This window comes from Bacillus sp. C30 (assembly GCF_040838255.1).
Taxonomy (GTDB): Bacteria; Bacillota; Bacilli; order Bacillales; family Bacillaceae_G; genus Bacillus_A; species Bacillus_A mycoides.
On the sequence record NZ_JBFPJH010000078.1, the window covers coordinates 1 to 13,517 of the forward strand.

Here is a 13,517-nt window from a genome sequence, read left to right on the forward strand (position 1 = left end):
ATTCCATATGTATATAGGTTCTTCCTTCTTTATTATACAAATAAAAAGCCCAAACTATTTCAGTTTGAGCCCCCTTATTTGAACCCGTTATTGTTGTTTGTTTGTAAATGCTTCATGAAGTGCAGACAACTCACGTTCGAGCTCTCCTAACATTGCTTTCCCTTGTTCTTCTGCAATAAGACCAAGGCGAACCGCAAAATCGACCTCGCGGGATAGTCCAAACATTTGTGTGTCTAAAACTTCTTCATATAATGGACATTGCGGCATTGTAAGATTGTCCATTTGTACCTTAATAAGTCTTAAAATCTTCTCTGCATCCGCTTGTAGAAGGGCTAGTGCCTTTTCCTGATGATTTGATACTGTCTCAGACGCCAAATTGATTCCCTCCGTTTCCGTCCTACTCTCTCATATCTATTAATATTAGCGATAGTTTTAATAAATTGCAATAGAAACATTTTTTGTGACAACAGTGTCTAATACTATTATACTGAAAAGTGGGAGTATAACACAAATGGGGGAACAACAATGAGCGAAATTTTATTTATTAATGGAAAAGTTCGTTTTCCAATCACTATCGATCCAACTGTATGGATTTTCGATGATCGAAAAATAGATTTGACAACCTACTTTGATGAAACTAGAGAAGAATCATCCGAATTAGAAACATACTTAAAACATACTTCAGAGCATTGGGATCGCGAAATCCGTGATGGTGCTGCCTTCCCGCCAATACAACAAAGTGTAAAGAAATATAAAAAAGAACAGCTTATTAACGGGACGTTTGGCATACCACTTCATCCATTTCTAAAAAATGCTGAAATTTTAGAAGATGCTACTCATGTCGAAATTGAAACCACAGACAATACAATTACACTTCCGTTAGAAACAGCCCATAAAGCTATTCTCGGTTTTTCAAAAGAAGGTAAACCATTACGAGAAGACGGGCCTGTTCATCTATATTTCCATGATGGATCTAATAGACAAAATCCGATTCGTAACATCCGTAAATTTACAATCATTTAAATTGTATAATTAAAAGGCAAAAAAGGAGTGAGCTTAAGCTCACTCCTTTTTATAATAAATCCGCTGCTAGTTGTGCTAAATTAGAACGCTCCCCTTTAACAAACTTTACATGACCACTAATACGTTGTTCTTTAAACTTCTCTACAACATATGTTAAACCGTTATTATATTCATCTAAATACGGGTGATCAATTTGCTGAGGATCCCCCATTAATACAATCTTACTTTTTTCGCCTACCCTTGTTAATATCGTCTTTACTTCATGCTTCGTTAAATTTTGTGCCTCGTCAATTATAATGAATTGGTCTGGAATACTTCTCCCACGTATATAGGTAAGCGCTTCTACTTCAATCGAACCCATCCCAGCTAAAATAGCATCTAGCTCCCCAGGCTTTTTCGTATTGAATAAATACTCTAGATTATCAAAAATCGGCTGCATCCACGGTCTTAATTTTTCCTCTTTCTCTCCTGGTAAATAGCCTATATCTTTCCCTACCGGTACAATTGGTCTCGCGACAAGTAGTTTTTTATATAACCCTAAATCTTCCGTTTGCATTAGTCCCGAAGCTAATGCGAGTAACGTTTTTCCTGTACCGGCTTTCCCTGTTAACGTTACAAGTGGAATATCTTCCCGAAGTAGCAATTCTAATCCCATAATTTGCTGCACGTTTCGTGGGCGTATCCCCCACACTTGTTCATTGTGAAAAATAAGTTTTTTTACCTTCTTACCTAAATGATCCACAATCCCAAGTGCAGAACTAGAACCCCCTAGTGCATCTTTCATTACAACAAACTGATTTGGATAAAAAGGATGATTTGCGATTTCAGATAAAGGCAGTTCACCTTTTTCATAAAAATAATCTAACTGTTCTTTTGATATATACCCTTCTAAAAATCCTGAATATATATTTTCCACTTCGATTACTCGGTCACTTAAATAATCTTCGGCCTGCAATCCGATTGCATCAGCTTTTACCCTTACGAGTACATCTTTACTTACTAAAATAACTGATTTCCCGTCCTCTTTTTCTTGTTCTTCTAAAGAGAGGTTTTTCGCTACCGCTAAAATTCGATTATCGTTTGTTTTTTCTACAAAAATATCTTGCAGTTGAACAAATGAGCGATGATTTAATTCAATACGAAATGTACCGCCGTTTTCTAACGGAATACTTTCATGCAGCTTTCCTATTTCGCGAAATTTGTCGATTAACTTAGATACATAGCGAGCATTTCGTCCTACTTCATCCATATAACGTTTTTTCGAATCAACCTCTTCTAATACAACTGCTGGAATCACTACTTCATTTGTTGCAAATGAAAAAATAGATAAAGGATCCTGCAAAAGTACATTCGTATCTAACACATAAATTTTATCCAACCTGTTACCCCCTGACTCCACTTTTAAATTTGTAGAACAAGGGTTTCATCCATAAAATATGGACGAACCATTGTTATAATTATATGTACCGTAAAAACGAGGTAGAATCAAAACTCATAGAAATTAAACCTTTTCTTTATTTTTTATTCATTTCTATTCAATATATTACTTTTTATTATAATTTTTCACATTAAATCACAATACTCACTTGTAAAAGTTTATGAACGATGTTCCTATTCATCTTCTTTATAATTCTTTCATTCCTACTAATACTTGGTTATCAAGCTTTTTAGCTGCTCGAAGATCATATGTTTTTTCATATGTTGGTTCAGTAGCAAGTTTCGCACCATAAAACATAACATCACGAACTTCTTGTACATTCACTTCTACTACCGTTAATTTTAGAGGAATCCCTTCCATTCTATCTGTTAAAATTTCACTTTCACCACTTATGGAAAATACGGATTCATTCGCCATTATAGTCAATACAACCCCTGCACTATGCCGTATATTCCCCACAATACGTGAGCGTTGATCTACCGCAAATCGAATACTAGTTTCACTCACTGCATATACCCAAGAAATAGCACTTACGTTAGGAATTTGTTTTTCGAAATCTGTTGTTGCTATCATAACGATACACTCTTTACGCAAAGATTGTACTAAATCACCTGTCAATGTAGGCTCAACTACATTCGCCATATTTCCACCTCCAAATATTATTTATATATCCTTATCATAACCTATTTTTCGAATTGCGAAAATATTATTTTTTCCCGCTATTATTCAAAAACATTATGCTTCCATGATATACTTATACTGATAGAATTCGTATTGAGGTGACGAAATGAGAGTCAGATGTATGATTTGTGATAAAAAAGATATGTTAGATGACGAAAATCCTATGGCAAAAAAACTGCGTAATCGCCCTATTCATACATATATGTGCATGGAATGTACGGAACGCATTGCAGAGCGTACTATGGAACGCCATGCAAGTGGTAATTTCCGATTATATCGTGATAAAAAAGTAGAAGACGATTGGTAAACCGTAAATAAGTCCTTAATCATATAGATAAGGACTTATTTGTATTTTTCTGGTTCACGATTCATCTGATCCAAAAAACAATCAATTGCTTCTACTGGAAATCTTGCACACCTTATTTCTCCATCAATTTCATATGTAATTAAATACATTTCCTCGTTCTTTTCCACTTCTACATTTCGTAATTTATGCTCTTCATATATCATATTTCGAAATAATATATACGTTTCTTGTGCAGCTCTATCATCTGGACGCGCTTCCGCAACAGTTTTAATTGTTAACCAATTATATAGTGCATCTTGTACCGAGCGCATGAAACTCCCCCCTTTTCACCCTGCTTTTTGTTGTTTCGCTTGACGTAAACGTAATCTATAAATTCCAAGTACCATCGCCGCTACAACGAGCCCCTCTCCAACTGGTAAAAAAACTGCAAAGAAAGTTAATACCGTGCATCCAATTGCTAAAGATATGTATATTACCATATTTTTCAGCACTGATAGCTTCCTTGCAAATCCTAAATTATATACAAGTGCACTCAATATAATAATTGTTCCATAAAGTAACCACATCCCTAGTTCTGGATTTTCATCAACTTTGCACAATTTCGCGAAAAATGACATTCTTTCTAACACTATCTTTCCTCCCTTCTCATAAAAACAAATTTTCTTTATGTACTTAATACAAGAGTAACTCGCAAAAAAAATACTGTCCACAAAAAAAGAATAAATATTCTAAAAATAAACAAAATAAAAAAACAACTACCTTTTATAAAGGTAGTTGTTTTTTATTTTTACGCTTCTACAGATTTCTTTTTCTTAGCAGCTCTTTCGCGCTCACTCTTATCAAGAATCTTTTTACGTAGACGAATTGATTCTGGAGTTACTTCACAGAACTCATCATCGTTTAAGTACTCTAATGACTCTTCTAAAGTCATTAAGCGTGGTTTTTTCATTGTTGAAGTTTGATCTTTCGTTGCAGAACGAATGTTCGTTTGCTGTTTCATTTTTACAACGTTAACTGTTAAATCATTCTCACGTGTATGTTCTCCAACGATCATACCAGCATATACTTCTGTACCTGGTTCAACGAAGATTACACCACGGTCTTCAACTTGCATAATACCGTATTGTGATGCTTTTCCTGCTTCAAGTGAAACTAGAACACCTTGACGACGTCCACCCACTTGTCCAGCATGTACTGGTTGGTAGCAATCAAATGTGTGGTTTAAAATACCATAACCACGAGTTAATGTTAGGAATTCTGTTGTGTAACCAATTAACCCACGTGCTGGAACCATGAAAGTAAGGCGAACTTGACCGTTTCCGTTATTCACCATATCTAACATTTCACCTTTACGTGCGCCCATTGATTCCATAATAGAACCAGTGTATTCTTCAGGAACATCGATTTGTACGCGCTCTACAGGCTCACTTCTTACGCCATCGACATCTTTAATAATTACTTCAGGCTTAGATACTTGTAGTTCATAACCTTCACGACGCATGTTTTCAATTAAGATAGATAAATGTAACTCTCCGCGTCCAGATACGATCCATGCATCAGGAGAATCTGTATTATCTACACGTAAACTTACATCTGTCTCTAATTGTGAACGAAGACGCTCTTCAATTTTACGAGAAGTAATGAATTTACCTTCACGACCTGCAAATGGGCTGTTATTTACAAGGAATGTCATTTGTAATGTTGGCTCATCAATACGTAATAATGGTAAAGCCTCTTCATGCTCAACCGGACATACCGTTTCACCTACGTTAATGTCTTCCATACCTGAAACAGCTACTAAATCTCCAGCTTTTGCTTCTTCAATTTCTTGACGTTTTAATCCAATGTAACCAAATAATTTAGTTACACGGAATTGTTTTACACTTCCGTCAACTTTCATTAATGCAACTTGTTGTCCTACTTTCATTGTACCGCGGAATACGCGTCCAACCCCAATACGACCAACATAGTCATTGTAATCAAGAAGTGCTACTTGGAATTGAAGTGGCTCTTCGCTGTTATCAATTGGTGCTGGAATATGTTCAATGATTGTGTCAAACAATGATTTCATATTCTCTTCTTGATTTGCTGGATTTGAATCTAAGCTTGCTGTTCCGTTCATTGCTGATGCAAATACAACTGGGAACTCTAATTGATCTTCGTTTGCACCAAGTTCGATGAATAAGTCAACTACTTCATCAACTACTTCATCAGGGCGAGCGAAGTCACGGTCAATTTTGTTTACAACAACGATTGGAGTTAAGTTTTGCTCAAGAGCTTTCTTTAAAACAAATCGTGTTTGTGGCATACAACCTTCATATGCATCAACTACAAGTAGAACACCATCAACCATTTTCATGATACGTTCTACTTCTCCACCGAAGTCAGCGTGACCAGGTGTATCTAAAATGTTAATTCTTTTATCTTCATAGTGAATCGCAGTATTCTTCGCTAAAATTGTAATACCACGTTCTCTTTCTAGATCATTTGAGTCCATTGCGCGTTCTTCAATATGTTCATTCGCACGGAACGTCCCCGCTTGACGTAATAACTGGTCAACAAGTGTTGTTTTACCATGGTCAACGTGGGCAATAATTGCTATATTTCGTAAATCTTGTCGTTTTTTCAACATGTCCAACTCCTAATGTCTTTTTAATCCTTCTCTATTATAAGAGCGAAGGGGATACAATGGCAATCAAAATAAAATCAAGAATGAAAATATAGTTGTATTCTTACTTTTGTGAAAGTAAAATAAGATTGGAGGGTGAAGAAATGGAACACATTCAATATCGCTTTTTATTAACAGCAATTATCGGTGTTATCTTCTTAATTGGTATCGGAATTATGATTGCTGAAAATAGTCCCATCGGCATTATTATTTGCATTATCGGCACATTTGTTACAGTTGGATACGGTTTTGTAACAAAAAGAAAAATGCGTAAATCGCAATAACATTAAAAAGTAAGAAGCTTCTTTATGCCTCTTACTTTTTTTCATTATTGCGATACAAATGGTAATAATTCTTCGTATACTCCTGGTTTTGCAACTAACACACTGCTTTTCTCTACAATAGAAAGAGGCGTTCCCAAGAACGTTGTCACTTTACCGCCAACTTCCTCTACAATAATCTGTCCCCCGCCAAAGTCCCATGGCGATAAGCGCGGTGTTACATATGCGTCTAATCTTCCCGTGGCAACATATACCATTTCTAACGCTGCACAACCATATGACCTCGTACCTCTCGCCTTCTTAACGAGCATCATCATTTTTTCCATATTAAGCAATGGATTATCAGTAAGCCATATCGCATTCAAAGCTATAACTCCATGCTCTACCATTCCTTTTTCCAACATGGGAATAGCTAAATCATTGCAAAAAGCCCCTTCTCCCTTTACCGCATGATATAGTTCGTCATGAACTGGATCATAAATAAGACCAATCTTTCCGATACCGTTCTCATAAATCCCGATTGAGATTGCGAAATTTCTTTTTTGATGAACAAAGTTCATCGTGCCATCAATTGGATCAATTAACCAAACAACCCCATTAGAAGAGGTAATCTCATCTCCATAGCCTTCTTCTCCTAAAATATTATGAGCCGGGAATGTTTCTTTAATTTTCCCAATTAAAAACTGCTCCGTTTCTCGGTCCATATTTGTTACTAGATCAGCTGCATTTGACTTTGTTTCTATAATAAGTGTTTTTTTCAGTGACGCCATTAATTGTTCTCCGGCTTCTCGAATCCACTGTTTCGCGTGTGTATCGATGTCTTTCCATACTTCTTGCATGTTTAAACACTCCGATCTATACTGTTCACAGAAAAAACGAACCCTTTATAAGGTTCGCACCAACTAATTATTTATACATATACTATTATTACGCTTCTAAACGGATCATTTCAAGTCTTAACACTTCTAATTTTTGTACGCACTCTTCTTTTTTCTGTTTGTCGTTATCCATCATCGCATCATATAAAGTTGCTAATTCATAATCTAGCTCCAAACGTAGCACCGGAATTCTCTTTTCAGCATCTGTTCTCTTTAACGCATTAATCACCTGTCTCATTTTTTTGCCTCCTCCCAATATTCGTCTGCCCTCGGACTAGAATTGATTCAATTTTCTGATTTTTTGTTTTATACTATACTATGTTGGATAAATCATCTATGCAACAAAATTATATTTTTTTATTTAAATTTTTTTGTGATGTTTTTTTTATGAATAGTACAAGCTATGCTAAAATTAAAACAAAATAGGAGTTGGAGGAACAATCATGACACTACAAACATTCACATCAACTGATTTTGAAGTCTTTACTGTTGATGGTCTTGAAGAACGAATGAGCGCAATTAAAACGAATATTCATCCTAAGCTAGAAGCTTTAGGGGAACAATTTGCAGAATATTTATCACAACAAACTGATGAAAACTTTTTCTACCATGTAGCAAAACATGCACGCCGCAAAGTCAATCCACCAAACGATACTTGGGTTGCTTTTTCAACAAATAAACGTGGATATAAAATGTTACCACACTTTCAAATTGGTTTATGGGGTACTCACGCCTTCATATACTTTGGTTTAATCTATGAGTGTCCACAAAAAGTGGAGACGGCTCACGCCTTCTTAGAACATTTAAATGATTTAAAAACAAATATTCCAAATGACTTCGTTTGGTCCATTGACCATACTAAACCAGGTGTAAAACTACATAAAACGCTTGAAACGGAAGACTTACAAAAGATGATTGAACGTTTAGCTACTGTGAAAAAAGCAGAGTTATTAGTCGGTATTCATATATCACCAGAGGAGTTTTCAGCAATGACCAACGAACAATTCCTTGCTAAGATTGAATCTACGATGCAACCACTCCTTCCTTTATATGCACTTTGTAATCGATAGTAGAAAACGGACAATTTATATTGTCCGTTTTTAGTTGTTATCACATTATAGCACTTCATATTTTATTTTTCAAAATATTTTTACATTTTAACAATCTTTTTTTCTGCTACTTCCTTTGCTTTTTGAATCGTACGATATATAGAATATCCACTTACTTCTTGAAATTCTTTATCAATTTTTTTCTCCGCTGCCTTCGATGGCACAATCTCTTTAAAACGACGATATAATTCCATCAAATCTTCTCTCAAAACTCCTTTTTCGTATACCTTTTCAATCGCTTCATAAAACTTTACAACTGCTACCATTTCTTCATTTGACCAATTGTAATCAAGTGGATATTGATATTCCATTTTTGCACCTCATTCAGTATTCTTTCTTTTTCCATTATGCTACCTTTAAGACAACCTTTTATTCTTCACTATAGCCACTCTGCATTATACACCATTTATCCATTTCAATGGAATTGTCTTCCTCTTTGCAGTATTTAAAATATAACTATTAAACATACTCACCTTGAAAATGCGATTTTTCTATACATCTATAATTATTGGTGATATAATGCTTTTGTTTTATAGAGAATAAAGTGAGACTACCATCCCCAAAAAGGCTTTTGCGAATGGCAGAAAAACAAGTCAAGTTCTAAAAGTTTGTCATCTTAATTTCCTTTTAGAATGAGATGAAATCATATAAAACAAACTCTAATAAATATTACGAAGAAGAAGGGGTGTATAGATTGTCCCAATACGAAACACCATTGTTTACCGCTTTAGTTGAGCACAGTAAGCGAAATCCAGTTCAATTCCATATTCCTGGTCATAAAAAAGGACAGGGCATGGATCCTACATTTCGCGAATTTATTGGGCATAATGCATTAGCAATTGATTTAATTAATATTGCGCCGCTCGATGATTTACATCATCCAAAAGGTATGATTAAAGAAGCACAGGATTTAGCAGCCGCTGCTTTCGGTGCAGATCATACGTTCTTTTCTATTCAAGGTACAAGTGGTGCAATTATGACAATGGTGATGAGCGTGTGCGGTCCTGGGGATAAAATCCTCGTGCCACGGAATGTGCATAAATCAGTAATGTCAGCTATTATTTTCTCAGGTGCAAAACCAATTTTCATGCATCCTGAGATTGATCCGAAGCTCGGTATTTCACATGGGATCACAATTCAATCTGTCAAAAAGGCTCTTGAAGAGCACTCAGATGCGAAAGGCTTACTTGTTATAAATCCAACATATTTTGGGTTTGCTGCAGATTTAGAGCAGATTGTAGAATTAGCTCATTCTTACGATATTCCTGTACTTGTTGATGAGGCTCACGGTGTTCATATCCATTTTCATGATGAACTACCAATATCAGCTATGCAAGCAGGTGCAGATATGGCAGCAACAAGTGTTCACAAATTAGGTGGGTCTTTAACCCAAAGCTCTATTCTTAATGTAAAAGAAGGTCTTGTGAACGTAAAGCATGTCCAATCCATTATTAGCATGCTTACGACTACATCAACTTCTTACATTTTGTTAGCATCCCTTGATGTTGCTAGAAAACGTCTTGCTACCGAAGGAACAGCTCTCATAGAACAAACAATACAATTAGCTGAGCATGTTCGTAATGCTATTAATGCTATTGAACATCTTTATTGTCCTGGAAAAGAAATGCTAGGAACAGATGCTACTTTTAACTATGATCCTACAAAGATAATTGTATCTGTAAAAGATTTAGGTATTACAGGCCATCAGGCTGAAGTATGGCTTAGAGAACATTACAACATTGAAGTAGAACTCTCTGATTTATATAACATACTTTGTCTTATCACATTTGGAGATACAGAAAGTGAAACAGATACACTTATTACAGCATTACAAGATTTAGCAGCAACATATAGAAATAGAGCAGACAAAGGTGTTCAAGTACAAGTAGAAATACCTGAAATACCTGTGCTAGCACTTTCTCCTAGAGATGCTTTTTATTCAGAAACAGAAGTCATTCCATTTGAAAACGCAGCAGGTCGTATTATAGCTGATTTTGTTATGGTTTATCCGCCAGGGATTCCAATCTTTACTCCGGGGGAAATTATTACACAAGATAACTTAGAGTATATTCTTAAAAATTTAGAAGCTGGGTTACCTGTACAAGGTCCTGAAGATATGACATTACAAACATTACGTGTTATTAAAGAGTACAAGCCTATCAGTTGATAGGCTTTTCTTTCACCTTTTTTCTCTTTTTTTCATACGATACTAAAGAATTTGACATTCCCACCCTAATGGGGCAAGCTGACTAACATCAGTGGGATTCTTGCTACCTAAGGCGAAGTCCATTTCTGGTATCGCTGACGTGCAAGATTGCGGTGTGCCATCACCACTCTCACAACAAATCGTATAGGTTCGTAAGCTACGGTACTATACCATACCGTACAGATTCGTGTTCAGGTGTTTTAGCGTCTTGTTCTTGACGACACATATCATTTTACCGATAGCTTGAATTCGGCTATCGAACTCCCTATGCTATCTTTTTTCAAAGAACACATTGGCGTTTTAAAGACTTGTACTTGTCTGTAGTTAAAGTCTACCAAAATATAAAGTGAAACTTTAATCAGTGGGGTTTTGTTCATCCCCACTGATTATTAGCCTTCACCAATCGGGCGTTTACGGGCAGCAGGGCTCCAGCCGAATTTTGAGGTGGAATTCTTACTGCCCGCAAATAGCGGGATAAATGTTTTTCTATGAAAAAGCGATACTTTCATCCTATGTCTAAAGTCCAATATAGGCTTTCCCGTATCGCGAAATCTGTAACGTATAGGTGGGGATACCATTATGATTGTGATAGGCCGTTCTATTGTACACCCTTATATCACAAATGAATATGAGCCATTTGCAGCTGAAAAACAACAGATTTTATCCATAATGGCGGGAAATCAAGAAGTTTATTCCTTCCGAACAGCCGATGAACTCAGCTTTGATCTTAATTTACGAGTTAATATTATTACTTCCGCGCTAGAACTTTTTCAAAGTGGATTTCAGTTTCGTACGTTTCAACAATCTTTTTGCAACCCTCAGTTTTGGGAAAGAACATCACTTGGCGGATTTCAACTACTCCCAAACATAGCCCCTTCCATTGCCATCCAAGATATTTTTAAAAACGGAAAACTATATGGAACTGAATGTGCCACCGCAATGATTATCATTTTTTACAAAGCATTACTATCATTATATGAGGAAAAAACTTTCAACCGTCTATTCGCAAACCTCTTACTTTATACATGGGACTACGATCGCGACTTAAAGCTCATAACAAAAACGAGTGGCGATATCGTTCCAGGTGACCTCGTTTACTTTAAAAATCCACAAGTTAATCCAGCTACGATTGAGTGGCAAGGAGAAAATACAATCTATCTAGGAAACTTCTTTTTTTACGGACATGGCGTAGGCGTAAAAACGAAAGAGGAAATTATTTATTCATTAAATGAACGAAGGATTCCTTATGCTTTTATTTCAGCTTATTTAACCGATTTTATTACTCGTATTGATAGCCGTATGATGAGTCAATATGCCCCTCCTAACACGCCACAAACATCAATAGGATTTATTCCTATTAGAGATGATGCAATTGTTGCAACAGTCGGGCATACAACTACAATCTATTAAAAAAACGCCTACATGTGTAGGCGTTTTTTCTTAATTATTAAGCTTTTGTATGTTCTGTATGGTCACATTCGCAATGAGATCCACATTTCCCATAAAGTACTGTTGATTTTTCATCTTCAAAATGTCCGATTGTTCCTTCACAAACTTGGCATACGATTGTTCCCATTTTCATTTCCCCCTGAGTTTAAAGAATAATCTACTTATATATGATTAAGCTTTCGCATTGTCTCTACTAGCACAGTCACAATTGGAACCACATTTCCCATAAAGTACTGTCGTTTTCTCATCTTCAAAATGTCCAATTGTTCCTTCACAAACTTGGCATACGATTGTTCCCATTTTTCATTTCCCCCTAAGTTTATGGTCCTAAAAACTTTTAGCTGTCAATTTCCTATCAATTATTGGGCTTTTGTATGTTCTGTGTGATCACATCCGCAAGATCCACATTTCCCGTAAAGTACCGTTACTTTCTCATCCTCGAAGTGTGCAATTGTACCTTCACAATCTTGACATACGATTGTTCCCATTTTTCATTTCCCCCTAAGTTTATAATCCCAAAAACTTTTGTAACCGCTTAACTTTCTGTCTTTATTTTAATATGTTATACTTTTTACGTCAATAGGTTTTTAGTATAACACATTAAATATTTTAAAATTAAATTAGTATGCGATATTAACACAAAAAAACAGCCATATCTCATACGTACGACTGTTTCTTGTTAATTATTCTTCATACTCCGCATGCAAAGAAGTAGACGGAACAAGAAATTTAAAAAACTGAGCTAACTCCTCCGCCTCCTCTTCCGATCCTAACTTAAAAGTTTCCTGTATATATGGAATATTTTCTACATCATCTCTCCCAAGCAAAGTAGATCTCCCTGTTTGCATACAAACAATAAGTGGCTTTCCAAAAAACATATTTGTATAAATAACTCCAAAATCATAACGTGTATCATGCGTCATAAATCCTAAAAATCGTACCTTCACACTTTCATGCTCATCATACAATTTTTCAAACATGAGTTTCCACCTTTCTAAATAACACTTCCTACTCATTAATATATTAAACAAAAAAAGTAATACTCCTTTTAATTGTCAAAAAATTCAGTAGGATGTAGAATGATATTATTCTACTAAGCTAAGGGGGAATTTGTATGCAACACGCCTTTATCACACTTGTACCTAAATCCAATCAACAATCTGTTTCAATAGAAGATGTTAAACACCTTTTTCATAACTATAAAACCGTTACTTCCAAGACTGGTGATCAAATTAATTATGCTTATACAAATACAGCTTTTCCTTATGAAATATTAGATACATCAGCAACAACATTAAAACTCCAATCGAGTCACGATCGATATGATTCTATTTATGTTGGGATTGGAATAGAAAAGGAACAATCTTTTATTCAGGTTTCTTTGCCTACTACAGCAACATTTGGTGATAAAGGAAAAGCAAATGAATTTAGCCGTTTTCTAGCGAAGAAATTAGAAGGAGAGTTACAACTATTTAAT

At 35.5% G+C, this 13,517-nt stretch carries 20 protein-coding genes; 7 read left to right on the forward strand and 13 right to left on the reverse strand.

Annotated features, from left to right (window positions below):
* Nucleotides 1-87: 87 nt before the first annotated feature.
* Nucleotides 88-375 carry an Fpa/YlaN family protein gene (locus AB3X49_RS10225; RefSeq protein ID WP_000135698.1) on the reverse strand — a complete coding sequence of 96 codons (288 nt, stop codon included), beginning with the start codon at nucleotides 373-375 and terminating at the stop codon, nucleotides 88-90.
* 150 nt (nucleotides 376-525) lie between these two features.
* Between AB3X49_RS10225 and AB3X49_RS10230 the strand changes: the two genes are divergently transcribed.
* The gene (locus AB3X49_RS10230; protein WP_002014789.1) at nucleotides 526-1,023 is read left to right on the forward strand and encodes a molybdopterin-binding protein; all 498 of its coding nucleotides are present in this window, start codon (nucleotides 526-528) and stop codon (nucleotides 1,021-1,023) included.
* Between the two features lie 49 nt (nucleotides 1,024-1,072).
* Here the strand turns inward: AB3X49_RS10230 and AB3X49_RS10235 are convergent, their stop codons facing one another.
* Nucleotides 1,073-2,401, reverse strand: coding sequence for a PhoH family protein (locus AB3X49_RS10235; protein WP_002088317.1), 1,329 nt, complete (start codon nucleotides 2,399-2,401; stop codon nucleotides 1,073-1,075).
* Nucleotides 2,402-2,647: 246 nt separating this feature from the next.
* On the reverse strand, nucleotides 2,648-3,103 hold the full coding sequence (locus AB3X49_RS10240) for a PNPOx family protein (RefSeq protein WP_002014791.1): 456 nt from the start codon (nucleotides 3,101-3,103) through the stop codon (nucleotides 2,648-2,650).
* Between the two features lie 145 nt (nucleotides 3,104-3,248).
* Here AB3X49_RS10240 and AB3X49_RS10245 point away from each other — a divergent pair, with 145 nt between their 5' ends.
* The gene (locus AB3X49_RS10245) at nucleotides 3,249-3,449 is read left to right on the forward strand and encodes a YlaI family protein (protein WP_002094429.1); all 201 of its coding nucleotides are present in this window, start codon (nucleotides 3,249-3,251) and stop codon (nucleotides 3,447-3,449) included.
* 35 nt (nucleotides 3,450-3,484) lie between these two features.
* Here AB3X49_RS10245 and AB3X49_RS10250 read toward each other — a convergent pair whose 3' ends face one another.
* From AB3X49_RS10250 to typA, 3 genes are all read right to left on the reverse strand, one after another.
* Nucleotides 3,485-3,760 (reverse strand): hypothetical protein, encoded by a 276-nt coding sequence (locus AB3X49_RS10250; protein WP_085312257.1) that lies wholly within the window; start codon nucleotides 3,758-3,760, stop codon nucleotides 3,485-3,487.
* A 15-nt stretch (nucleotides 3,761-3,775) separates the two neighbouring features.
* Nucleotides 3,776-4,078, reverse strand: coding sequence for a YlaH-like family protein (locus AB3X49_RS10255; RefSeq protein WP_367961860.1), 303 nt, complete (start codon nucleotides 4,076-4,078; stop codon nucleotides 3,776-3,778).
* 158 nt (nucleotides 4,079-4,236) lie between these two features.
* Complete coding sequence (gene typA, locus AB3X49_RS10260) at nucleotides 4,237-6,081, reverse strand: translational GTPase TypA (protein ID WP_002014867.1); 1,845 nt, start codon at nucleotides 6,079-6,081, stop codon at nucleotides 4,237-4,239.
* A gap of 140 nt (nucleotides 6,082-6,221) precedes the next feature.
* On the opposite strand from typA, the gene AB3X49_RS10265 reads away from it, so the two are divergent.
* Nucleotides 6,222-6,401 (forward strand): DUF5325 family protein, encoded by a 180-nt coding sequence (locus AB3X49_RS10265; protein WP_000400127.1) that lies wholly within the window; start codon nucleotides 6,222-6,224, stop codon nucleotides 6,399-6,401.
* Between the two features lie 44 nt (nucleotides 6,402-6,445).
* Here the strand turns inward: AB3X49_RS10265 and AB3X49_RS10270 are convergent, their stop codons facing one another.
* Together AB3X49_RS10270 and AB3X49_RS10275 are read right to left on the reverse strand one after the other, a co-directional pair.
* On the reverse strand, nucleotides 6,446-7,237 hold the full coding sequence (locus AB3X49_RS10270) for an inositol monophosphatase family protein (RefSeq protein WP_367961863.1): 792 nt from the start codon (nucleotides 7,235-7,237) through the stop codon (nucleotides 6,446-6,448).
* Between the two features lie 88 nt (nucleotides 7,238-7,325).
* Complete coding sequence (locus AB3X49_RS10275; RefSeq protein ID WP_002121995.1) at nucleotides 7,326-7,514, reverse strand: YkzI domain-containing protein; 189 nt, start codon at nucleotides 7,512-7,514, stop codon at nucleotides 7,326-7,328.
* Between the two features lie 205 nt (nucleotides 7,515-7,719).
* Between AB3X49_RS10275 and AB3X49_RS10280 the strand changes: the two genes are divergently transcribed.
* Nucleotides 7,720-8,346 carry a YktB family protein gene (locus AB3X49_RS10280; RefSeq protein WP_002014864.1) on the forward strand — a complete coding sequence of 209 codons (627 nt, stop codon included), beginning with the start codon at nucleotides 7,720-7,722 and terminating at the stop codon, nucleotides 8,344-8,346.
* 80 nt (nucleotides 8,347-8,426) lie between these two features.
* On the opposite strand, the gene AB3X49_RS10285 is transcribed toward AB3X49_RS10280, so the two are convergent.
* Nucleotides 8,427-8,696 carry a UPF0223 family protein gene (locus AB3X49_RS10285; protein ID WP_002066915.1) on the reverse strand — a complete coding sequence of 90 codons (270 nt, stop codon included), beginning with the start codon at nucleotides 8,694-8,696 and terminating at the stop codon, nucleotides 8,427-8,429.
* A gap of 383 nt (nucleotides 8,697-9,079) precedes the next feature.
* On the opposite strand from AB3X49_RS10285, the gene speA reads away from it, so the two are divergent.
* Together speA and AB3X49_RS10295 are read left to right on the forward strand one after the other, a co-directional pair.
* Complete coding sequence (gene speA / locus AB3X49_RS10290) at nucleotides 9,080-10,552, forward strand: arginine decarboxylase (protein WP_002138117.1); 1,473 nt, start codon at nucleotides 9,080-9,082, stop codon at nucleotides 10,550-10,552.
* Between the two features lie 618 nt (nucleotides 10,553-11,170).
* Nucleotides 11,171-12,001 (forward strand): protein-glutamine gamma-glutamyltransferase, encoded by an 831-nt coding sequence (locus tag AB3X49_RS10295; RefSeq protein ID WP_002066931.1) that lies wholly within the window; start codon nucleotides 11,171-11,173, stop codon nucleotides 11,999-12,001.
* A gap of 37 nt (nucleotides 12,002-12,038) precedes the next feature.
* On the opposite strand, the gene AB3X49_RS10300 is transcribed toward AB3X49_RS10295, so the two are convergent.
* The 4 genes from AB3X49_RS10300 to AB3X49_RS10315 all read right to left on the reverse strand — a co-directional run bounded on the left by AB3X49_RS10300 (nucleotide 12,039) and on the right by AB3X49_RS10315 (nucleotide 13,020).
* Nucleotides 12,039-12,167 carry a GapA-binding peptide SR1P gene (locus tag AB3X49_RS10300; protein WP_002111497.1) on the reverse strand — a complete coding sequence of 43 codons (129 nt, stop codon included), beginning with the start codon at nucleotides 12,165-12,167 and terminating at the stop codon, nucleotides 12,039-12,041.
* Nucleotides 12,168-12,211: 44 nt separating this feature from the next.
* Entirely contained in the window at nucleotides 12,212-12,340 is a 129-nt protein-coding gene (locus AB3X49_RS10305; RefSeq protein ID WP_002033839.1) for a GapA-binding peptide SR1P, read from the reverse strand.
* Nucleotides 12,341-12,399: 59 nt separating this feature from the next.
* A complete protein-coding gene (locus tag AB3X49_RS10310) occupies nucleotides 12,400-12,528 on the reverse strand; it encodes a GapA-binding peptide SR1P (protein WP_000536778.1) in 129 nt (42 codons plus the stop codon).
* Nucleotides 12,529-12,723: 195 nt separating this feature from the next.
* Complete coding sequence (locus AB3X49_RS10315; RefSeq protein ID WP_367961868.1) at nucleotides 12,724-13,020, reverse strand: DUF3055 domain-containing protein; 297 nt, start codon at nucleotides 13,018-13,020, stop codon at nucleotides 12,724-12,726.
* A 134-nt stretch (nucleotides 13,021-13,154) separates the two neighbouring features.
* On the opposite strand from AB3X49_RS10315, the gene AB3X49_RS10320 reads away from it, so the two are divergent.
* Nucleotides 13,155-13,517: DUF1885 family protein (locus tag AB3X49_RS10320; protein ID WP_367961870.1), on the forward strand; the 363-nt coding region annotated here is incomplete at its 3' end.

Bases quoted from the DNA above. Each gene is read 5' to 3' on its own strand.
- AB3X49_RS10230 (WP_002014789.1), top strand. From the start codon at position 526: ATGAGCGAAATTTTATTTATTAATGGAAAAGTTCGTTTTCCAATCACT.
- AB3X49_RS10240 (WP_002014791.1), bottom strand. From the start codon at position 3,103: ATGGCGAATGTAGTTGAGCCTACATTGACAGGTGATTTAGTACAATCT.
- AB3X49_RS10245 (WP_002094429.1), top strand. From the start codon at position 3,249: ATGAGAGTCAGATGTATGATTTGTGATAAAAAAGATATGTTAGATGAC.
- AB3X49_RS10250 (WP_085312257.1), bottom strand. From the start codon at position 3,760: ATGCGCTCGGTACAAGATGCACTATATAATTGGTTAACAATTAAAACT.
- typA (WP_002014867.1), bottom strand. From the start codon at position 6,081: ATGTTGAAAAAACGACAAGATTTACGAAATATAGCAATTATTGCCCAC.
- AB3X49_RS10265 (WP_000400127.1), top strand. From the start codon at position 6,222: ATGGAACACATTCAATATCGCTTTTTATTAACAGCAATTATCGGTGTT.
- AB3X49_RS10270 (WP_367961863.1), bottom strand. From the start codon at position 7,237: ATGCAAGAAGTATGGAAAGACATCGATACACACGCGAAACAGTGGATT.
- AB3X49_RS10275 (WP_002121995.1), bottom strand. From the start codon at position 7,514: ATGAGACAGGTGATTAATGCGTTAAAGAGAACAGATGCTGAAAAGAGA.
- AB3X49_RS10280 (WP_002014864.1), top strand. From the start codon at position 7,720: ATGACACTACAAACATTCACATCAACTGATTTTGAAGTCTTTACTGTT.
- AB3X49_RS10285 (WP_002066915.1), bottom strand. From the start codon at position 8,696: ATGGAATATCAATATCCACTTGATTACAATTGGTCAAATGAAGAAATG.
- AB3X49_RS10295 (WP_002066931.1), top strand. From the start codon at position 11,171: ATGATTGTGATAGGCCGTTCTATTGTACACCCTTATATCACAAATGAA.
- AB3X49_RS10300 (WP_002111497.1), bottom strand. From the start codon at position 12,167: ATGGGAACAATCGTATGCCAAGTTTGTGAAGGAACAATCGGACATTTT.
- AB3X49_RS10305 (WP_002033839.1), bottom strand. From the start codon at position 12,340: ATGGGAACAATCGTATGCCAAGTTTGTGAAGGAACAATTGGACATTTT.
- AB3X49_RS10310 (WP_000536778.1), bottom strand. From the start codon at position 12,528: ATGGGAACAATCGTATGTCAAGATTGTGAAGGTACAATTGCACACTTC.
- AB3X49_RS10315 (WP_367961868.1), bottom strand. From the start codon at position 13,020: ATGTTTGAAAAATTGTATGATGAGCATGAAAGTGTGAAGGTACGATTT.